Origin of the sequence: Corynebacterium amycolatum SK46, assembly GCF_000173655.1 — a bacterium.
GTDB classification, from domain to species: domain Bacteria; phylum Actinomycetota; class Actinomycetes; order Mycobacteriales; family Mycobacteriaceae; genus Corynebacterium; species Corynebacterium amycolatum_A.
In genome coordinates this window covers 231,303-252,742 of record NZ_ABZU01000002.1, presented here as the reverse complement: position 1 = coordinate 252,742, position 21,440 = coordinate 231,303, and the positions used below count along the sequence as shown (strand labels likewise).

The window sequence follows — 21,440 nt, the reverse complement described above, 5'->3', positions numbered from 1 at the left end:
GGCTGGGTCGCGGGGTCCGTCGTAAAGCGATTTTTACTGCCAGGGCTGGCGTCCAAACCACTTATCGGAGGCCAGCACCGCCTGCCCCGAAGCGCGCCAGAGCCGCGCCACCACATCGCGGTCGTGTTCCGTGACCAGGTTTCCCATCAGTCGTGCCGCGACGCCCATGAGCTGGCTGCCCCACGGGGCGCCGATGGTCAGCGGGCCGACGGTCGGCAGGAAGCTCGGGTACGTCAACGTCAGCGCCAACTTGCGAGCCAGCGAGAAGCCGGTGCCGTAGTGCTCGCGAAGCAGGGCGGGCCAGGAGTGAGTCAGCCCATCGCGACCCGCACCAATCGAACTAATCAGCTCCACCGCCAGCCGCGCCGACTCCATGCCGTAGTCAATGCCCTCACCGTTGAGCGGGTTGACCAGGCACGCAGCATCACCGAGCAACGCCCAGTTCGGCCCCGCCACATTCGACACGGCACCACCCATCGGTAGCAGCGCCGACGTCACGTGCTCCGGTTCGCTCATCTGCCACTGCTCACGCACCTGCCCGTGGTACTCGCGTAGCAACTTCTTCACGTTCGTGCGCGCCGGGCGTGCCGACGTCGCCAGCGCCCCACACCCCACATTCGCCTGGCCTGCTCCCAGCGGGAAAATCCAGCCATAGCCCGGGTGCGTCTGCCCCTCGGAGTCGCGCAGTTCCAGGTGCGAGTGAATCCAGTCATCCGCTACGTCCACGCTGTCGAAGCTGACATATGACCGCGCGGCCACGCCAAAGACGCTGTCGCGATGCCACGCACGCCCCAGCTGCTTGCCGACGGTACTTCGGACCCCATCGGCCACGAGCAGCCAGCGGGCCGAGATGGTGTGTGGCTTGCCTTCGCGGTCGGAAAGTTCCACCTCGCGCACGCCGTGACCCCGCGTGCCACCACTGCTCAGCGCTCCGAGAACCACCTTCCGCGCAGCGACCCCATCAAAGACTTGTGCACCGGCATCAGCGGCGGCATTGAGCAAGAAAGTGTCGAGCTCAACACGCGACATCGCGGATCCGACAGCGGGAAAAGTGCCCGAGGCATCATCTGGCCAAGGTGCGGTGATGGAGCCGCCGAAGCCGTGCAGCTTGAGTCCGCGGTTGCGGTTGCGGCGCAGGAGCTCGTCGTCAAGCCCTAGGCGACGTAGCTCAGCGATAGCGCGAGGAGTGAGTCCGTCGCCACAAGTCTTGTCGCGCGGGAAGCGCTGCGAGTCGACCACAGTGACCGAAAAACCGGCGCGGGCGGCGTGAATTGCGGCTGCGGAGCCGGTGGGCCCAGCGCCAACAATGAGCACGTCAGTGCTGCTGGGTAGAGCGACGGTGCCGTCGAACGTGGGGGAAACTCGCGAAATCGGGCTTGAGGTCATTGCCCCAGCGTATAACGACGTTGAAACAAATATGGGAACTGGTCTGCTAGCCACTATGCTCGTAGGGTAGTTTATTTAGCAGTTTCTTATCTTTTATCGTCAGTTAGGCAGGTCTCGAATGCGTACTGGAGACTACTCCGGGCTTAGTTCCGGAAGTGCTCAGGGCACTGGTGAGCACACCGCCACTAGTTCTCACTTCGTTGATGAGGCGCTGGAAGCAACAATCACCGAGGGAATGCGCAAGAGCGAGGACCTCCTGATTACTGAGCTGGGGCGCGGCGAGGACTTCCTAGCCGAGCGGGTTTCCCACCTAGCTCAGGCTGGTGGTAAGCGCTTCCGCCCAATGTTTACCATGCTTGCCGCGCAGTTCGGTGAGACCCCGGAGAGCGATAAGGTCATCACCGCCGCGACGGTGCTGGAGCTGACGCATCTGGCGACGCTCTACCACGACGATGTCATGGATGAAGCGGATAAGCGCCGCGGTGTGCCCTCCGCAAACTCGCGCTGGGACAACACCGTCGCCATTCTGGCGGGTGACTACCTCTTCGCTGTTGCATCCCGACTGCTGGCGGAGCTCGGCTCCGAGAGCGTAGCCCACTTCGCCGAGACCTTCGGTGTTCTTGTCACAGGTCAGATGCGCGAGTGCCTCAACGACTTGGACTTGCCGATTGAAGAGCGCATCGAGCGCTACCTGAAGGTCATTGCCGAAAAGACCGGTGTGCTCATCGCATCGGCTGGTTATCTCGGCGCCTATCACGCCGGTGCGTCCGCCGATATTTCCAACGCGCTGCGCCGCTATGGCGAACTAATCGGAATCGTTTTCCAGATCGTCGACGACATCATCGACATTTCCTCCAACACAGATCAGTCCGGCAAGACTCCGGGCACTGACTTGCGCGAGGGCGTCTTCACGCTGCCGGTTCTCTACGCGCTACAGGAGGACACTCCAGCCGCTGACCGCCTCCGCGAGATTCTCGTCGGCCCAGTCTCCGACGATGTGCTTGTCGACGAGGCCCTCGAGCTCCTGGCTCAGACCAACGGTGTGGCTCGCGCGATGGAGAAGGTCAATGAACTGCTGGATGAGTCCGACCGCGTCATCGCTGACCTTCCCGACTGTGCGGCAAAGGAGGCTCTGCGCCACGTTGCTCGCTACACCGTGGAGCGCGTGGGGTAGTGGATTGAGCTCCACTGGCGAGATGAACCTAGGGGCGAGCTCTGCTCTGGGGTGATTTCTGCTGAGAGTTGAGCTCCGCTGAGGGGTGAGCTCTGCTGAGGGGGAATCCAAGTAGGAAAATATCCTCCTTACCTGCCGATTTGTGTAATTGACAGAGTAGTGGGTAGCATTCCATTCGCACCGTTTAAGAGTGCACGCCAGATTGCCCGAGCGGCCAAAGGGAGCGGATTGTAAATCCGTCGGCATTGCCTTCGTTGGTTCGAATCCATCATCTGGCACAGTGAAATCACCGCGAGAATTTTCTCGCGGTGATTTTTTGTAGGGGCTGTTGGTGGGGATGTGGGGGAGGGGTTCGAGTTAGGGGTTCGAGTTAGGGGGTCGGGTTAGGAGTTCGGGTTAGGGGCGGCCACCCATCGATGAGCTATTCACTTATGGTTCCGCTGGGGCTCATCGATAAGTGAATAGATTATCCATAAGTGCGCGCCAAAATGTCAGAAAACGTGACAAGAAATACCGCTTCCTACCTGCTGATTTGTGCTTAGTGGTGATTTCGGGTTAATCTTTGCAAGGCTTCACGGAGAGCACAGAGCGAAACGAAGCGGTCAACAATTGACCACGGAGTTAAGTGCTGAGTTCAATGGATGCTGATGCCCCCTTAGCTCAGTCGGCAGAGCGTTTCCATGGTAAGGAAAAGGTCGACAGTTCGATTCTGTCAGGGGGCTCTGTTCTTTTATACGGACTTATGTCCGGTAGAGAATAGGGGCGATGTAGCTCAGATGGTGAGAGCGCACGACTCATAATCGTGAGGTCGGGGGTTCGATCCCCCCCATCGCTACTACGGACAGTGATGTTCGTCGAACCCCGCCTTGATTATGCAGCAATGCAGTAAGGTGGGACATTGTCAGCTAAGGACTGGAAAGTTCTTTTGCTGGTGGTGAAGGGGCGTGGCTCAATTGGTAGAGCAGCGGTCTCCAAAACCGCAGGTTGCAGGTTCGAGTCCTGTCGCCCCTGCAAGTACCCGTCATCCAGGGCGTATGAAAATGCGTCTGGGTGACGGGTTTTTCGTTTATATTCGGCGGCGGTGGGTCAATGCGAGTTACTGACTGCGTTTATGTCAAAAAATGGCTCGAAAAATGGCTGGTAGGGTCATAAACTCGCACAGTTTCACATTTGCAGCCCGTAGTCTGTTGGGTCGTCATTTTTGCAGCCCGAGCCAGCAGCCTGAGCGAGCAACCCAAGCTTGCAGACCGAGCGAGCAACCCAAGCTTGCAGACCGAGCTAGGGCGAAGCAGCAGTGAAGTGGCCGTCAGTGAGTATCGTCGCAAGGCCAGCAGTGGAATCGAATCTCGAAGCCTGCGGTTCCCACGAAGGGCATTTCTTCGATAGTGTGGATAATCGGCTAGAATTTACGCACTGAACCAGACTTGCTCTGCACAGTGGGGGCTCGGCTCCGGAGAACACCCCTGGAGTTTGCCCTTGAAGAATTCACGCTTGAGTTTCACTGTGCAGTATCTTTAGTTCTCATATGCACGAAGTAGCGAAGGAGCATCGTGTCTGAGGAAAACCAGACTTTCCAGGCAGCGGCTCGCCCGACCGGTAAGCGCCAGGCGACGGGTGCGCAGACCACCGTGGCGAAGAAGCCTGCGCGTGAGAAGGAGACCAACGAGCTTTCGACTCGTAACCCTGTGGTTTTCATCAAGCAGGTTGTTGACGAGCTGCGTAAGGTGATTTGGCCGACCGGCCGCCAGATGGTCACCTACAGCATCATCGTGATCCTGTTCCTGATTGCCATGATCGCTCTCGTGTGGGGTGTGGACACACTGGCCGGTCTGGGTGTCCGATCGGTGTTGGGCAAGTAATCGGTTATACTGTCTCGCAGTGATGCTTTTCATCCCGCCTCCGAGTTCCGGACGGCGGGATTATTCGTTAGCGCAGCTGGTGTCTAGCTGTGCGAAGTGATTGCGGATGGCATATTGGCTCTTAAGACTCTTTGAGCGAAGATGCCAATGTCGCGAACCGTTGATGTAGATACAAGAGGGGTTAGCACGACATGAACGATGGTCAGAATATTTTCTCCGACGCCCAGCCTGACGCCCAGTCCGCGGACGCTGCCGCAACTGAGCAGGATGTGCAGGACGCACAGGCTCAGGTAGAGACTCCGGTCGAGGACGCGGCCGCAGCTGACACTGCCGCAGCCGACGCAGCTGACACTGCTGCAGCAGAAGCCGCGCCGGCAGAGGAGACCGCCGCTGACGCTGAGGCGCAAGCAGCTGCTGACGCAGACGCCGAGTACCGTAAGCGCCTGCGCGAGTTCCAGCGTGAGCTCAAGCGTCGTCCGGGTGACTGGTACATCATCCAGTGCTACTCCGGCTACGAGAACAAGGTGAAGACCAACCTGGAAATGCGTGCCCAGACCATGGGTGTCGATGAGCAGATCCACGAGGTCATCGTTCCGGTTGAGGAAGTCGAAGAGCGCAAGGACGACGGCAAGAAGAAGATCGTTAAGCGCAAGCTGCTGCCGGGCTACGTTCTGGTCCGCATGAGCCTGGATGACCCGTCCTGGTCCGTCGTCCGCGACACCCCGGGTGTTACTTCCTTCGTCGGTAGCGAGGGCCAGCCGTCCAAGGTCAAGATTCGCGAGGTCGCTAAGTTCCTCATGCCGAAGGAGACCATCACCGCGGATGCTGCTGAGGAAGCTGCAAATGCCGACGGTGAGCTGGCTGTCGCAGCGGCTCCGCAGGCAGAGAAGAAGGCCGTAGCCATCGACTACGAGGTCGGCGAGTCCGTCACCATCCTGTCCGGCCCGTTCGCATCTGTGGCTGCGACTATCTCCGAGATCGACCCGGACACCGGCCGCATGAAGGCTCTGGTTTCCATCTTCGGCCGTGAGACCCCGGTCGAGCTGGGCATCGATGAGGTCGAGAAGCTGAACTAGGCCTCGCACTAAGTCGGACCCCCGCACTAAGCCGGGTAGCAAGCCAAGCGTCGAGCAAAGGCACCAGCTAGCTCTCTCGAGCAACCAATCCGGTAACGGATTTTGATGCACGCCATACGCTGCGGTAACGTAGCCAGGCGTGCATTTTTGTGCTTTGAGCACAGATGCGCCAAGTAATTCGTATCCCCGGTGGCTGGCACCAACTCGATGACCAGCGCCAGCGGCCATGATGGTCGAGTGCGCAAGGGTCGTCGTAAAGCGTCGGCATCCGGACGGGGTGAGTCGCCTTTTCATCGGGGCGGCATGCCCCGGTAACTAGGAAGTAGGTTAATCCGATGGCTCCGAAGAAGAAGCTTTCTGCGATTATTAAGCTGCAGATCCAGGCTGGTCAGGCTAACCCGGCTCCGCCGGTTGGTCCGGCACTGGGTGCCCATGGTGTCAACATCATGGAGTTCTGCAAGGCTTACAACGCAGCAACTGAGAACCAGCGTGGCAACGTTGTCCCGGTTGAAATCTCCGTCTACGAAGACCGCTCCTTCACCTTCGTTCTGAAGACCCCGCCGGCAGCTAAGCTGCTGCTGAAGGCCGCTGGCATCAAGAAGGGCTCTGGCGTTCCGCACACCAACAAGGTCGGTTCCGTGACCTGGGAGCAGTGCAAGGAAATCGCCGAGCTGAAGAAGCCGGACCTGAACGCTAACGACATCGAGATGGGTGCACGCATCATCGCCGGTACCGCTCGCTCCATGGGCATCACCGTCGAGGGCGCTAAGTAAACCGTCAGCGTTTAGCTGCACCTTCATCAAGTGGTAGGGCCAGCTTCGGCCCGCTAAACACCACAATCCAACCATTTCACTTAATTGAGATTGGACTTTTCATGAGCAAGAACTCTAAGGCATACCGCGCCGCCGCCGAGAAGATCGACGCCGGCCGCATCTACTCTCCGCTCGAGGCCGCTAACCTGGCCAAGGAGACCTCCTCCAAGAACTACGACGCCACCATTGACGTTGCGATTCGCCTGGGCGTTGACCCGCGCAAGGCCGACCAGCTGGTTCGCGGCACTGTCTCCCTGCCGAACGGCACCGGTAAGACCGTCCGCGTTGTTGTTTTCGCCGCTGGCGAGAACGCTACCAAGGCTGAAGAGGCCGGCGCTGACTTCGTCGGTTCCGAGGAACTGATCGAAAAGATTCAGGGCGGCTGGACCGACTTCGACGCTGCTATCGCAACCCCGGACCAGATGGCCAAGGTTGGTCGCGTGGCTCGTATCCTCGGCCCGCGTGGTCTGATGCCGAACCCGAAGACCGGCACCGTTACCCCGGATGTCGCTAAGGCTGTCACCGAGATTAAGGGCGGTAAGATTTCCTTCCGCGTTGACAAGGCTGCAAACCTGCAGGCTGTTATCGGTAAGGCTTCCTTCGACGCTGAGAAGCTGGCCGAGAACTACGGTGCGCTTATCGACGAGCTGATGCGTCTCAAGCCGTCCGCTGCTAAGGGTAAGTACCTGAAGAAGATCACCGTCTCCGCCACCAATGGCCCGGGCATCCCGGTTGACACCAACGTGATCAAGGACTACACCGCCTAAACCAGCATGAGCCGATAGGCGAGTGAGCTCTTCGCAAGTCGCTTGAGAGTGACTCAGAGCAAAGCTCTTGAAAACCGCCGCCTCGCGCACTTTCCCGAGTGTGTGAGGCGGCGGTTTTGCATTCTCACAAGGGGTATTGATGGCGCGGTGGGGCTGCGGGCGCGGTAGACGTCGTAAAGCGAATTGCTGATACTGACAATTAATCGAGCCGAAACGGACTCACGGCCAAAGTTTGTTGCTTAAAATCGCGACTATGACGTTGATTTTGGAACCCGAAGAAGGGCTGGAGGCGCTTGGCGAGATTAATCGCCTGGCGCAGCTCGACGACGGTTCCGGAATTATTGAACCGCAGCTCATCTCGTACCTTGACTCGTTGGGCGACGACGCCTATGACATGCCCTGCTTGCGTATCGCGGGGCAGACTCTGCTGGGCGAGGTGCTGACGGGGCTAGGGGAGGACGAGCGCGTAGCTGAGGTCCTTCGCCGCAATATCCAGGATTCTGTGGTGCTTCCGGAGATGAGCGAGGAGGAAGCTCTGCAAGCTCGGGCGGCGCAGGTCGTGGTCGTGCGGTTGCTGCGCATCATTGCGCGGATGGAGGCCGTGGAGCTGCGCAATGTCGTGGCGCAGCAGTGCCTGGCATCGCAGATCCCGCCGGTCGTGCGTGTGGCACTGACACTCACCGTGGATATTCTCGATGCCGCCAGGTTGGACGCACATCCCGACGACATGGTGCGCGTGGTGCTCGACTACGCCGACCAAGTGCTCTGGCTTGCCGACGACGACCTGAATGCGTACTTTGCCGAGCTGGAGATGATTGTGCAGCAACGTGAGAAGGACCTGGAGTTCGGTCGCTTTGGAGAGCCTGGTGCAGCGCGATTTGGATAGGCGATTTGGTTAATTGCCTGGGTCTGGTATAGAGTTTCTTCACGAAGTTTGACCGGCTTCCAATCAGTACCAACATCGAGTTGGGAAGATGGAGGTTGGTACTCAAGTTTCACCGAAGACCGTCGGTCATTCGCTTTGAAAGAAGCGGATTGAAGGTTTCATTGTAGGAATACAGTGGGCGGCCCACGCAGGAGGACTTGGAAGCGCTTGCGCAGTTTGACTTCACTTGCTGACCTTGGAGTCGGCGATGTCGAAGTGGAACATGCCAAAGAATTGTGCGCCCCATCCTTGTGCGAGGATTGGGGCGTTTGTTGTATTTGCGCAAAAGAATCCTTCACTTGGCCGAGCGGAAAATTGCAAAGACCAGGAAGGAGGCGAGAGTACACATGGCAGCAAATGCTGAGAAGATTGCAGCTGTTGCAGCGCTGAAGCAGGACGTCGAAGAGTCCAACGCTATCGTGCTGACTGAGTACCGCGGCCTGTCCGTTGCGGAAATCACGGAACTGCGTCGCGCCCTCGGTGCTGATGTTAAGTACTCCGTCGCCAAGAACACCATGATCAAGATCGCTGCCGACGAGGCAGGGATTGAGGGTCTTGATGAGCACCTGAACGGCCCGACTGCAGTCGCCTTCATCAAGGGCGAGGCTGTGGATGCGGCTAAGGCGATTAAGAAGTTCGCCGGTGACAACAAGAACCTCGTGATCAAGGGCGGCTACATGGACGGTGCTGCAATCGATGCAGCACAGTTCGAGGCTCTTGCGGATATGGATAACCGTGAGACCACGCTGGCAAAGCTGGCTGGTGCCTTCAACGGCGTTCTGGCGAACGTCGCTGGCCTGCTCGATGCTCCGACCTCCTCGGTTGCCCGCCTTGCTGCGGCACTCGAGGAAAAGAAGTAATCCCGAGCGGCTCGCGAACTACGCGAACTAAATCACGCGAAAAACTTTTAAATATCACTTTGACGGCTTCGACCCCAGGGATCTCTGAGGGGAGCGGCCGCACCACACTCATAGGAGAATATCCATGGCTAAGTACACCACTGAGGAACTGCTCGAGGCTTTCAAGGAAATGACCCTCGTTGAGCTCACCGAGTTCAAGAAGGCTTTCGAGGAAGAGTTCGACGTCACCGCTGCTGCTCCGGTCGCAGTTGCTGCTGCAGGCGCTGCTGGCGGCGACGCTGCTGCTGAGGAGAAGGACGAGTTCGACGTCATCCTCGAGGACGCTGGCGCTAAGAAGATTGGCGTTATTAAGGCTGTCCGCGAGATCGTCTCCGGCCTGGGCCTGAAGGAGGCTAAGGAGATGGTTGAGTCCGCTCCGAAGGCTATCCTGGAGGGTGCTTCCAAGGACGACGCTGAGGCTGCTAAGGCTAAGCTGGAAGAGGCTGGCGCAAAGGTCTCCCTCAAGTAATTCACTTACTTGCTTCGGCCCCGGTAGTGGCCTAAAGCTACCAATTCTGACCGCCAATTCTGGGATTTTTACCCGGGGTTGGCGGTTCTTTTGTTTCTGGGGCCTTTGCTAACCCACCTGACCCGGGCAAAACCTCACTAATCTCACCCGTCACAGGGAGTTGGGGCAAAAACCAGCCCACTCATTGTCTTGATTGCCCCTATTGGCCTGTAAAGTATCTAACATGCTCTCACGGCCGAGAATTTTGTCTATCCTTCTGTTGGGTCTAGGCACCGCACTGCTTGCTGCTGGCATCTTGCTGCCCAAAGTGCTCAATGTTGATCCCAAAATGCCACTTGACCTGCCGCCGGTGTCGTACACCCTGCGGGCGGAAGACGGCGTATCCACCAGGATTAACGAAGAAGGCAAGCGGGAAGAAGTGCACTCGCCGCTGCAGCGACAGCTTCACGGCGTGCTTATCGAACCCGCCGATGCGGACAAGGTTTCGCTTCGTGTCGGTGTAACTGAAATGCGTGAGCTTCCCCCTGAGGTTATGGGCACCGACCCGCTGACGGAGCTTATCGAGGCCAATATCTGGACAGTGACCATTGATCGACTCACCGGCGAGGCGTTGGCTCCTGCGACGCTTGTTGACCGCATGGCCGGCGTTCCGCGATCGGTGGATTTCGAGGGGAATTGGGTGAAGCTCCCGGCCGACACGGAGGAAAAAGAATACCTGATCTTTGATGATTTCCTCCACGATTCCTTGCCGGCAAAGTTTGTCGGGGAAGAGGAGCGCGGTGGCAACCGCATTCTGCATTTCCGTCAGGATATTGAGAAGACGAATCTCGCCCAGAAGTACCGTTCTTACGTCTCTCAACTAACTCAGGATGACAAATCCGGCTTCCTCCAGTACCAGGGCACCCGTGATTTGTGGGTTGAGCCGAAGTCTGGCTCGGTCATCGATATGGCCGAGGACATCCACCTTTGGTGGGAGACTCGCGACGGCGAGCCTATCATGGACTACCTGCGCTTCAACGGCAAGATGGACGAAGGCCTTTCCAATCAGCTTCTCTTTGGCGCAATACAGAATTTCCAGCGCCCAGCTCTAGAGCCGTGGTCAATCGGTCTTATTACGTCCGGTTCGATTCTGGTATTCATCGCAATCGTGGGCATCGTGCGTCCTTCGACCCGTCGTAAAGCAGAGTAACGCTTTACGACGGCCCTAGTGCCCAGGCCTCACCGTTTATATCGGTGACGGGTGAATGCGACACGCCCGATTTGTCAAGTTGTACTAGACAACTGCCAGTTTTTGATATAGGCTAAATCGTTGCGCTGGAATTAGTGTATCTGTCGCCAGCTCTTTTATAGTTTGCGCTCGGGGCTCGGGGCTATTATGTAGCACCGTTTTTCGTGCATCTAGCTGTTAAAGGAGTTGCCGCGGCGCCGCCGTTAGGGCTCGGGGGCTCGCCTTTTAAGGGCCGGTCTTGGAGGCCAAGTGGCGGGGGAATCACTTTCGTGTGTGACCAAAGGTTAGACGCAAAGTATCCCGGTGCGCAACAGAAATAATTCCTGCAACTTGAATCGCGTATAAACCAAGCGGGCGGAGCGCACCACCGGTTGCCGGTGTGCTCCACCGCGTGAGGTGCTGGAAGGACGCATCTTGGCAGTCTCCCGCCAGACCAAGGCAGTAACCGGTATTCCCGGAGCTTCGAAGAGGTACTCGTTTGCAAAGATTCAGGAGCCGATCGCGGTTCCTGGTCTGCTCGACCTGCAGCGTGAGTCTTTCGCATGGCTCATTGGCACGCCTGAGTGGCGCGCTCGTCGCCAGGAGGAGCTCGGAGAAGACGCTCGGGTTACCAGCGGTCTCGAAGATATTCTAGAAGAGCTCTCTCCGATCGAGGACTACTCCCAGAAGATGTCCCTGACGCTGTCGGACCCATGGTTCGACTCCGTCAAGAACACCGTGGATGAGTCCAAGGATAAGGACATCAACTACTCGGCTCCCCTCTACGTCACCGCGGAGTTCACCAACCGCGAGACCGGTGAGATCAAGAGCCAGACTGTCTTCATCGGTGACTTCCCGATGATGACGGACAAGGGTACGTTCATCGTCAACGGAACTGAGCGTGTCGTTGTTTCTCAGCTGGTGCGCTCTCCGGGCGTCTACTTCGATGAGACCATCGACAAGTCCACCGAGCGCCCGCTGCACTCGGTGAAGATTATTCCGTCGCGCGGTGCGTGGCTGGAGTTCGACGTCGACAAGCGGGACACCGTCGGCGTTCGTATTGACCGTAAGCGTCGCCAGCCGGTCACGGTTCTGCTGAAGGCTTTCGGCTGGACCACTGAGGAAATCAAGGAGCGCTTCGGCTTCTCTGAGATCATGATGGCCACCCTGGAGAAGGACGGTGTTGCAAACACCGACGAGGCTCTGCTGGAGATTTACCGCAAGCAGCGCCCGGGTGAGCCGCCGACGCGCGAGTCCGCGCTGGCTCTGCTGGAGAACAACTTCTTCAAGCCGAAGCGCTACGACCTGGCCAAGGTCGGTCGCTACAAGGTCAACCGCAAGCTGGGCCTGGGTACTGAGGTCTCTGGCGAGATGGTCCTGACCGAACAGGATATCGCTACCACCATCGAATACCTCGTGCGCCTGCACGACGGCGAGAATGTTATGACCTCGCCGGAAGGGGTCGAGATTCCGGTTGAGACCGACGATATCGACCACTTCGGTAACCGTCGTCTGCGCACCGTAGGCGAGCTGATTCAGAACCAGGTTCGCGTGGGTCTGTCCCGCATGGAACGCGTGGTTCGTGAGCGCATGACCACTCAGGATGTGGAGTCGATCCAGCCGACCACTCTGATTAACGTGCGCCCGGTCTCCGCGGCTATCCGTGAGTTCTTCGGTACTTCCCAGCTGTCCCAGTTCATGGACCAGAACAACTCGCTGTCGGGTCTGACCCACAAGCGTCGTCTGTCCGCACTGGGTCCGGGTGGTCTGACCCGTGACCGTGCTGGTCTCGAGGTTCGAGACGTTCACCCGTCCCACTACGGCCGCATGTGTCCAATTGAGACCCCAGAGGGGCCGAACATCGGCCTGATTGGTTCGCTGTCCTGCTACGCACGCGTGAACCCGTTCGGTTTCATTGAGACTCCGTACCGCCGCGTCCGCGATGGTGTCATCACCGACGAGGTCGACTACCTCACCGCTGATGAGGAAGACCGCTACGTCGTCGCGCAGGCTAACACGCCGATTGACGAGAACGGCCGCTTCGTTCAGGAGACCCTGTCTGTTCGCAAGAAGGGTGGTGACGTCGAGTCCGTCCGCGCCGATGAGGTCGACTACCTCGATGTTTCCCCGCGTCAGATGGTCTCCGTGGCTACTGCCATGATTCCGTTCCTCGAGCACGACGACGCTAACCGTGCCCTGATGGGTGCGAACATGCAGCGTCAGGCTGTGCCGCTACTGCGTTCGGAGGCTCCGTTCGTCGGTACCGGTATGGAGCAGCGTGCTGCTTACGACGCAGGCGATGTCATTGTCGCTTCGGCCACCGGTGTGGTCGAGACCGTGTCGGCAGACTTCATCACCATCATGGACGATGAGGGCCAGCGCCACACCTATCTGCTGCGCAAGTTCGAGCGCACTAACCAGGGCACCTGCTACAACCAGAAGCCACTGGTTGACGAGGGCCAGCGTGTTGAGGCCGGCCAGGTCATCGCTGACGGTCCGGGTACCGACAACGGTGAGATGGCACTTGGTAAGAACCTGCTCGTGGCATTCATGCCGTGGGAAGGTCACAACTACGAGGACGCCATCATCCTGAACCAGCGCATGGTTGAGGAGGACATCCTGACCTCGATTCACATCGAGGAGCACGAGATTGACGCCCGCGACACCAAGCTGGGTCCGGAGGAAATCACCCGTGACATCCCGAACGCGTCCGAGGAGATGCTGAAGGATCTGGATGAACGCGGCATCGTCCGCATCGGTGCCGACGTTCGCGACGGTGACATCCTGGTCGCTAAGACCACGCCGAAGGGCGAGACTGAGCTGACTCCGGAGGAGCGCCTGCTGCGCGCTATCTTCGGCGAGAAGTCCCGCGAGGTCCGTGACACTTCCATGCGTGTTCCGCACGGTGAGTCCGGCAAGGTCATCGGCGTCCGCGTCTTCTCCCGTGAAGACGATGACGACCTGGCACCGGGAGTCAACGAGATGGTCCGCGTGTACGTTGCGCAGAAGCGCAAGATCCAGGACGGCGACAAGATGGCAGGTCGCCACGGTAACAAGGGCGTTATCGGCAAGATCCTGCCGCAGGAGGACATGCCGTTCCTGCCGGACGGCACCCCGGTCGACATCATTCTGAACACCCACGGTGTTCCGCGTCGTATGAACATCGGCCAGGTCCTCGAGGTTCACCTCGGCTGGCTGGCGAAGGCCGGCTGGAGCATTGAGGGCGATCCGGATTGGGCTAAGCGTCTTCCGGCCGACCTGCACGACGTTCCGTCCGACTCCCTGGTTGCAACCCCAGTGTTCGACGGTGCTGAGAACGAGGAGCTCGCTGGTCTGCTCGCGTCGTCCCGCCCGAACCGTGACGGCGAGGTGCTGGTCAACGCTGACGGTAAGGCCACGCTGTTCGACGGCCGCTCTGGCGAGAAGTTCCCGTTCCCGGTTTCGGTGGGCTACATGTACATGCTGAAGCTGCACCACCTGGTCGACGAGAAGATTCACGCTCGTTCCACCGGTCCGTACTCCATGATTACCCAGCAGCCGCTGGGTGGTAAGGCTCAGTTCGGTGGTCAGCGCTTCGGTGAGATGGAGGTGTGGGCAATGCAGGCATACGGCGCTGCCTACACCCTGCAGGAGCTGCTCACCATCAAGTCCGATGACGTGGTTGGCCGCGTCAAGGTCTACGAGGCAATCGTGAAGGGCGACAACATTCCGGATCCGGGTATTCCGGAGTCGTTCAAGGTGCTTCTGAAGGAACTGCAGTCGCTCTGCCTGAACGTTGAGGTCCTTTCGGCCGACGGCGTTCCGGTTGAGTTGGGCTCCTCCGACGATGAGGAACTCGACCACGCGACCGCTTCCCTCGGCATTAACCTGTCCCGCGATGAGCGTTCCGACGCTGACTCCGCATAGTTTCTCGCTTAACGACGAAACATTGCGTGAGTATCAGGGTCGGGAAGCCCTAACTCGCGAATAACCCAACACAGACGACAACGTACAAAAACCTCCGCAGAGAATTTGGTTTCCGCATTACTTCGATGCGGAGGGAAAGGGAAAACAGGTGCTCGACGTCAACAACTTTGACGAGCTCCGGATTGGGCTCGCTACCGCCGACGACATCCGCCGCTGGTCTCGCGGTGAGGTCAAGAAGCCCGAGACGATTAACTACCGTACGCTGAAGCCGGAAAAGGATGGCCTTTTCTGTGAGCGTATCTTCGGCCCGACCCGCGACTGGGAGTGTGCTTGTGGTAAGTACAAGCGCGTTCGCTTCAAGGGCATCATCTGTGAACGCTGTGGCGTTGAGGTGACCAAGTCGAAGGTTCGCCGTGAGCGCATGGGCCACATTGAGCTGGCCGCTCCGGTCACTCACATCTGGTACTTCAAGGGTGTGCCGTCCCGCCTCGGCTACCTGCTCGACCTGGCTCCGAAGGATCTGGAAAAGATCATCTACTTCGCTGCCAACATCATCACCTCCGTGGATGAAGAGGCTCGCCACAACGACCAGGAAACCCTCGAAGCAGACATGCTCGTGGACAAGAAGCTGGTTGAGGACGACCGCGACCAGGAGTTGGCCGAGCGCGCCCAGACTCTGGAAGAGGATCTGGCTGAACTCGAGGCAGCGGGTGCCAAGGCTGATGCCCGCAAGAAGGTTCAGTCTGCAGCCGAGCGCGAGATGCGCCACATCCGTGAGCGCGCCCAGCGCGAGCTGGATCGTCTCGACGAGATTTGGAACACCTTCATCAAGCTCGAGCCGAAGCAGATGATTATCGACGAGGGCATTTACACCGAGCTCGTCGACCGCTACGAGGATTACTTCACCGGTGGTATGGGTGCTGAGGCTATTCAGACCCTGATCCGCAACTTCGACCTGGCCAAGGAGGCCGAGGAGCTGCGCGAAATTATTCGCGACGGCAAGGGACAGAAGAAGATGCGCGCCCTCAAGCGCCTGAAGGTTGTCACTGCATTCCTGCAGTCCGGCAACGACCCGGCCGCTATGGTGCTCGACTGCATCCCGGTGATTCCGCCGGAGCTGCGCCCGATGGTGCAGCTCGACGGTGGCCGCTTTGCGACCTCGGACTTGAACGACCTCTACCGTCGCGTCATCAACCGCAACAACCGCCTGAAGCGCATGATTGACCTCGGCGCTCCGGAGATCATCGTCAACAACGAGAAGCGCATGCTTCAGGAATCCGTTGACGCACTGTTCGACAACGGACGTCGTGGCCGCCCGGTCACTGGTCCGGGTAACCGCCCGCTGAAGTCCCTGAGCGACCTGCTCAAGGGTAAGCAGGGTCGTTTCCGTCAGAACCTGCTGGGTAAGCGTGTTGACTACTCCGGCCGTTCGGTTATTATCGTCGGCCCGCAGCTGAAGCTGCACCAGTGTGGTTTGCCGAAGCTGATGGCTCTGGAGCTGTTCAAGCCGTTCGTTATGAAGGAGCTCGTGGCCAAGAGCTACGCGCAGAACATCAAGAGCGCCAAGCGCATGGTTGAGCGTCAGCGCCCAGAGGTGTGGGACGTCCTCGAAGATGTCATTACCGGACACCCGGTCCTGCTGAACCGTGCACCTACGCTGCACCGCCTGGGTATTCAGGCGTTCGAGCCGGTCCTGGTTGAGGGTAAGGCAATTCAGCTGCACCCACTGGCATGTGAGGCTTTCAACGCCGACTTCGACGGTGACCAGATGGCAGTACACCTGCCGCTGTCCGCTGAAGCACAGGCCGAGGCTCGCGTCCTGATGCTGTCCTCGAACAACATTCTGTCGCCGGCTTCCGGTAAGCCGCTGGCTATGCCGCGTCTGGATATGGTCACTGGCCTGTACTTCCTGACACTGGAGAAGCCGGAGCTGCCAGGTGGGCACCAGGATGCCACCGAGGACGCACCGGAGCAGGGTATTTACACCAGCCCGGCCGAGGCCATCATGGCTTACGACCGCGGTGCAATTGGTCTGCAGAGCCCAATTAAGGTTCGCATCAGCCACCTGCGTCCGCCGGCCGAGATTGAGTCCGAGCAGTTCCCAGATGGTTGGAACAAGGGCGATACCTGGCTGGCTTCCACCACGCTGGGCCGCGTTATGTTCAACGACCTGCTGCCGTGGAACTACCCATACGTCGAAGGCGTTATGGCTAAGAAGCCGCAGGCTGCGATCATCAACGACTTGGCTGCCAAGTACCCGATGATCACGGTCGCTCAGACCGTCGACAAGCTCAAGGATGCTGGTTTCTACTGGGCTACCCGTTCTGGTGTCACCATTGCTATGTCTGACGTGCTGGTTCTCCCGAACAAGCGTGAGATCCTGAACGGCTACGAAGAGAAGGCCGCCACGGTGGAGAAGAAGTTCCGCCGCGGTAAGCTCTCGGCTGCTGAGCGTCACGAGTCGCTGGTTAACCTGTGGAAGGCTGCGACGGCTGAGGTCGGTGAAAAGGTCGAGGCTCTGTACCCGGATGACAACCCGATTCCGATGATCGTGAAGTCGGGTGCTGCCGGTAACATGGGCCAGATTCACTCGCTGGCCGGTATGAAGGGCATGGTCACGAACCCGCGTGGTGAATACATCACCCGCCCGATTAAGACCTCCTTCCGCGAAGGCCTGTCGGTTCTCGAGTACTTCAACAACTCGCACGGTTCCCGTAAGGGTCTGGCCGATACCGCGCTTCGTACCGCTGACTCGGGTTACCTGACCCGTCGTCTGGTCGACGTTGCGCAGGACGTCATCGTTCGCGAAGAGGACTGTGGCACCCACGACGGTGTCGTTGTCGAGATTGGCGAGGATGTTCTGGACGCAACCGGCAATCCGACCGGTGAGATTCGTCGTGCGAAGTACGTCGAAACCGCTGCAATCGCTCGTGTGCTGGCAGCCGATGTCACCGACGCTGAGGGCAATGTCCTTATCGAGGCTGACACCGACCTGAACGACGACCACATCACCCTGGCTCTCAGCCACGGTGTCAAGGAAGTCAAGGTCCGCTCGGTTCTGACCTGTTCCACCGCAACCGGTGTATGTGCCAAGTGCTACGGTCGCTCGATGGCAACCGGCAAGCTGGTCGACATCGGAGAGGCTGTCGGTATTGTCGCTGCGCAGTCCATTGGTGAGCCGGGTACCCAGCTGACCATGCGTACGTTCCACCAGGGTGGTGTCGGTGGCGACATTACCGGTGGTCTGCCGCGTGTCCAGGAGCTGTTCGAGGCCCGAGTGCCGAAGAACAAGGCTCCACTGGTTCGCGAAAACGGTCGCGTGCGCCTGGAGGAGGATGAGCACTTCTACACGCTCACCCTCATCCCGGATGCCAACAGCGAGGACGAGGTCGTCTACGACAAGCTGTCCAAGCGTCAGGGTCTGGCTGAAATCACCGTCGATGGCCGTCGTCGCGCCATCCGCGATGGTGACCATGTGGTTAAGGGGCAGCAGCTGCTCAAGGGCGCTGCCGATCCGCACGAGGTCCTCGAGGTCCTGGGTCGCCGAGGCGTCCAGCGTCACCTCATTGAGGAAGTCCAGTCGGTCTACCGTGACCAGGGTGTGGCCATTCACGACAAGCACATCGAGGTTATTGTCAGCCAGATGCTGCGCCGCGTGATCGTGTCCAAGCCGGGTGACTCCGACCTGCTGCCAGGCGCATTGGTCGAGCGCTCCACGGTCATGGCTAAGAACCGCGAGATTGTTGCCTCCGGTGGCAGCGTCATCGAGGGCCGTCGCGTGCTGATGGGTATTACCAAGGCATCGCTGGCCACCGAGTCCTGGCTGTCCGCCGCCTCCTTCCAGGAGACGACGCGCGTGCTTACCGACGCCGCTATCAACAAGCGCTCGGATAAGCTCATCGGCCTGAAGGAGAACGTGATCATCGGTAAGCTAATCCCGGCTGGTACGGGTATCTCGCGCTACCGCAACATCACGGTTGAGCCGACTGAGGAAGCTGCCCGCCAGGCAGCTGCCCCGTTCGCTTCCTTCGGTGAGGGCTTCTACGGTGCCGAGGACACCTACGGCATCGACCAGGTCGGTTCCGCAGTTCCGCTGGATGACATCGGAACCTTCGAGTAAAAATCAATAGCTTTGCGGCCGCGGCTGGGGAGCGGGAGAATTCCCCGGCTGCTGTCGGACAAAGCACCACGCCTGGCAGTTGGGGCTTAGTGCGCTAGCTGTCAGGTGGCAACCGGAAAAATCCTCCGGCACAGTAGTGGCTTACTAGCAGCTTGCTAGTTCGTCACGGTCGTGCCGGAGGATTTTTCTTTGTCGAGGCAACTCAACTGGAAAACTCAGCTGGAGGCTGAAGAAAAGCGATAGGAACAGAGGCAGGGGCAGGGGAGGGAGGGGCTAGGGGTTCCGTCCCCGGCTTCCTTCCTCTACTCCTTGAGAGCCTCTGCAATCGGGGTGTTGCCCTCGTTGAAGTTAATGATGCGACCAACGGTAGTTTCGTTGAACACGGTCTGCGCGATGACATTGGCAACGGTCGCACGAGCGACCTCGCCTGCCTTGTCCGCCGTGGTGTCGATGGAATCCTGGCCCTTGTCGAGCGTGAGCGCACTCGGGCCGAGAATGGTCCACTCAAGGTTTGAAGCGCGCAGCGCTTCGTCGGCTGCAGCCTTGGACTCGGCGTAGGCAAAGAAGCTGTGATCCTCTGGAACGCCATGGTCGTGGCCCGCACCAAAGTAGGAGACCATGACGTAGCGCTTAACGCCAGCCTGCTCGGCCGCGGCAATCGAAGTAATAGCTGCGTCGCGGTCGATCGCGTAAGTTCGTTCTGGTGAACCTCCACCAGCGCCGGCGGACCAAATCACGGCATCATGCCCGCTGAGAAGGTCCGCAAACTGCTCTGTCGAGAGACTGGTGATGTCGTAAACGGCTGGTGTGGCGCCGAGAGCCTCGATATCCGGGACCTGGTCGGGGTTGCGAATAACAGACGTGACCTCGCAGCCGTCGTCGATAAGTAGGGGAGTAGCGATTTGGGCCACCTTGCCGTGGCCGCCAATGACAATAACCTTCTTAGACATGTCCCCACCTATACGCTGGCCATGTGGTCTAGGCAATGGGGCAGCGTTCGCCAGCAGTAAACATTCGCCAGCAGTAAACACAGTGAGCTATTGTTCCGGACCTCATTCGGTCGCCACCCTTTTGTAGGGTAAGACGACGGGGAACTAAAACTACCCGAAGCAAGTTATAGATATAGATGCAAATAGCCTTTTCAGGCGCTGAATTGCTCTCCGTAGGTAATGCGAAGTTCGGTCGTTTCCCAGCCAGTCTGCGGGGAAATATCGGTCACCATGCATAGAAGTCACCCAAGACCTGCGGTTACGGTAGCTTTCATGGCTCATCAACAGATTCCTGGTGTTGGCACTGTCCCTCGTCTAGCCGGAAAGCTCACTGCCGCGGCAGCGAAGCTGGCACCGGGGCGAGGAATTGACCAGGTCTGTGTTGAACCGGTGGGCTGGTATGCGCATGAGCAGGGCGTGCAGAAACTCCTGGAGAGTTTTCAATCTATTCCCGTCGATAAGCGAGTGCGGTTGGCGAAGGGGACATCGAACCTTTTTCGGACCCGCAGTGAAACCGATATCCCTGGCCTTGATGTCAGTGGTCTCGGTGGGGTGGTAGCCGTTGACCCTGTTGCAAAGACTGCTGATGTGCAGGGAATGTGCACGTACGAAGACTTGGTGGATGCCACCTTGCCCTATGGGCTCATGCCCTTTGTAATCCCTGAACTGAAGACGATTACGCTCGGCGGAGCTGTCACAGGCATGGGCGTAGAGTCCACAGCGTTTCGCAATGGTCTGCCGCATGAATCGGTGCTGGAAATGGATATTCTGACCGGCACTGGCGAGATTGTGACCTGCTCTCGCACTGAGAATGTGGACCTGTTCCGGGGCTTTCCTAATTCCTATGGGTCGCTCGGGTACGTCGTGAGACTGAAGATCGAGCTGGAGGAAGTACTGCCGTACGTTGAACTCCGGCATGTGCGTTGCCACTCCACAACAGAGGCGGCTGAAAAGCTCGCTGCCGTTGTCGCCACGAAGGAATACCAAGGCGAACCCGTTGATTTTCTTGATGGTGTGGCGTTCTCGCCGGAAGAAATCTACCTTGTGCTCGGCCGTAAGACGGAGGAAGAAGGTCCTGTCTCGGACTACACCCGGGACAAGGTTTACTACCGCTCGCTCCAGCATCCATCGGGAATTACCCGAGATCGTCTCACCATTCGCGATTACATCTGGCGCTGGGATGTTGACTGGTTCTGGTGCTCTCGAGCTTTTGGGGCCCAGAATCCGACAGTGCGGGCTGTGTGGCCGCGAGAGCTCAAGCGTTCGTCTTTCTATTGGAAGCTGGTTGGCCTCGATAAGAAATATGACCTTGAGAACAAGATGAAGGCTCGGAAGGGGCTTCCAGCCAACGAGCGCGTCGTTCAGGATATCGAAGTCACTGTCGACCGACTGGCTGAGTTTTTGGATTGGTTCTTCGAAGCTTGCGATATCCAGCCAGTGTGGATGTGCCCAATCCACCTTCGGGAAGGTTCAGAGAATCTTATTGGTAGCGGTGACAAATTGGCCGATAGCGACAGCCCGTGGCCCCTCTATCCGCTTGATCCCGAGACCACCTGGGTCAACGTGGGGTTCTGGTCAGCAGTACCAATCAATTTGGTGCCCGGCGATTCGCGTCCCGGTGCCTTTAACCGGGTCATCGAGGAAAAGGTCAGTGAATTGGGTGGGCATAAGTCACTGTATTCCGAGGCTTTCTACTCGCCGGAGCAGTTTGAAGAGCTCTATGGAGGTGGTCTGCCCGACGAGCTCAAGGAGATCTACGATCCCAACTCGCGGTTCCCGCGCCTTTATGACAAGACCGTTGCTGGCGCTTAACTCAATCGCAGTGCTGAGTGTTTAACCCTGCGCTGACGT

General features: G+C 58.8%; 14 protein-coding genes and 4 tRNA genes. 16 read left to right on the top strand and 2 right to left on the bottom strand.

Going from position 1 to position 21,440, the window contains the following annotated elements:
- Positions 1 to 33: 33 nt before the first annotated feature.
- The gene (locus tag CORAM0001_RS03035; RefSeq protein ID WP_100066772.1) at positions 34 to 1,386 is read right to left on the bottom strand and encodes a geranylgeranyl reductase family protein; all 1,353 of its coding nucleotides are present in this window, start codon (positions 1,384 to 1,386) and stop codon (positions 34 to 36) included.
- A 118-nt stretch (positions 1,387 to 1,504) separates the two neighbouring features.
- Here CORAM0001_RS03035 and CORAM0001_RS03030 point away from each other — a divergent pair, with 118 nt between their 5' ends.
- From CORAM0001_RS03030 to CORAM0001_RS02960, 15 genes are all read left to right on the top strand, one after another.
- Positions 1,505 to 2,560, top strand: coding sequence for a polyprenyl synthetase family protein (locus tag CORAM0001_RS03030; RefSeq protein WP_005510008.1), 1,056 nt, complete (start codon positions 1,505 to 1,507; stop codon positions 2,558 to 2,560).
- 196 nt (positions 2,561 to 2,756) lie between these two features.
- Positions 2,757 to 2,838: transfer RNA gene (locus CORAM0001_RS03025), tRNA-Tyr, on the top strand.
- A 371-nt stretch (positions 2,839 to 3,209) separates the two neighbouring features.
- Positions 3,210 to 3,282 (top strand) — tRNA-Thr (locus CORAM0001_RS03020).
- Between the two features lie 39 nt (positions 3,283 to 3,321).
- Positions 3,322 to 3,395: transfer RNA gene (locus CORAM0001_RS03015), tRNA-Met, on the top strand.
- Positions 3,396 to 3,498: 103 nt separating this feature from the next.
- Positions 3,499 to 3,571: transfer RNA gene (locus tag CORAM0001_RS03010), tRNA-Trp, on the top strand.
- Between the two features lie 539 nt (positions 3,572 to 4,110).
- Positions 4,111 to 4,419, top strand: coding sequence for a preprotein translocase subunit SecE (gene secE / locus CORAM0001_RS03005; protein WP_005510050.1), 309 nt, complete (start codon positions 4,111 to 4,113; stop codon positions 4,417 to 4,419).
- A gap of 191 nt (positions 4,420 to 4,610) precedes the next feature.
- A complete protein-coding gene (gene nusG / locus CORAM0001_RS03000; RefSeq protein WP_005509872.1) occupies positions 4,611 to 5,495 on the top strand; it encodes a transcription termination/antitermination protein NusG in 885 nt (294 codons plus the stop codon).
- Positions 5,496 to 5,830: 335 nt separating this feature from the next.
- Positions 5,831 to 6,268, top strand: coding sequence for a 50S ribosomal protein L11 (gene rplK / locus CORAM0001_RS02995; protein ID WP_005509796.1), 438 nt, complete (start codon positions 5,831 to 5,833; stop codon positions 6,266 to 6,268).
- Positions 6,269 to 6,369: 101 nt separating this feature from the next.
- On the top strand, positions 6,370 to 7,074 hold the full coding sequence (gene rplA / locus CORAM0001_RS02990; RefSeq protein WP_005510022.1) for a 50S ribosomal protein L1: 705 nt from the start codon (positions 6,370 to 6,372) through the stop codon (positions 7,072 to 7,074).
- 253 nt (positions 7,075 to 7,327) lie between these two features.
- Positions 7,328 to 7,960: a hypothetical protein gene (locus CORAM0001_RS02985; RefSeq protein ID WP_005509975.1), complete on the top strand. Its 633-nt coding sequence runs from the start codon at positions 7,328 to 7,330 to the stop codon at positions 7,958 to 7,960.
- Between the two features lie 386 nt (positions 7,961 to 8,346).
- Positions 8,347 to 8,859, top strand: coding sequence for a 50S ribosomal protein L10 (rplJ, locus tag CORAM0001_RS02980; RefSeq protein WP_005509856.1), 513 nt, complete (start codon positions 8,347 to 8,349; stop codon positions 8,857 to 8,859).
- Positions 8,860 to 8,983: 124 nt separating this feature from the next.
- Positions 8,984 to 9,367, top strand: a complete 384-nt coding sequence (rplL, locus tag CORAM0001_RS02975) for a 50S ribosomal protein L7/L12 (RefSeq protein WP_005510023.1) — start codon at positions 8,984 to 8,986, stop codon at positions 9,365 to 9,367.
- Between the two features lie 223 nt (positions 9,368 to 9,590).
- The gene (gene pgfA / locus CORAM0001_RS02970) at positions 9,591 to 10,556 is read left to right on the top strand and encodes a cell envelope lipid trafficking protein PgfA (protein WP_005509942.1); all 966 of its coding nucleotides are present in this window, start codon (positions 9,591 to 9,593) and stop codon (positions 10,554 to 10,556) included.
- Positions 10,557 to 10,991: 435 nt separating this feature from the next.
- Positions 10,992 to 14,480, top strand: coding sequence for a DNA-directed RNA polymerase subunit beta (gene rpoB, locus CORAM0001_RS02965; protein WP_040360933.1), 3,489 nt, complete (start codon positions 10,992 to 10,994; stop codon positions 14,478 to 14,480).
- 148 nt (positions 14,481 to 14,628) lie between these two features.
- Positions 14,629 to 18,600 (top strand): DNA-directed RNA polymerase subunit beta', encoded by a 3,972-nt coding sequence (locus tag CORAM0001_RS02960; protein ID WP_005509745.1) that lies wholly within the window; start codon positions 14,629 to 14,631, stop codon positions 18,598 to 18,600.
- Positions 18,601 to 18,902: 302 nt separating this feature from the next.
- Here the strand turns inward: CORAM0001_RS02960 and CORAM0001_RS02955 are convergent, their stop codons facing one another.
- Positions 18,903 to 19,550, bottom strand: a complete 648-nt coding sequence (locus CORAM0001_RS02955) for an SDR family oxidoreductase (RefSeq protein ID WP_005509841.1) — start codon at positions 19,548 to 19,550, stop codon at positions 18,903 to 18,905.
- Positions 19,551 to 19,862: 312 nt separating this feature from the next.
- On the opposite strand from CORAM0001_RS02955, the gene CORAM0001_RS02950 reads away from it, so the two are divergent.
- Positions 19,863 to 21,401, top strand: coding sequence for an FAD-binding oxidoreductase (locus CORAM0001_RS02950; protein WP_005509967.1), 1,539 nt, complete (start codon positions 19,863 to 19,865; stop codon positions 21,399 to 21,401).
- Positions 21,402 to 21,440 lie beyond the last annotated feature (39 nt).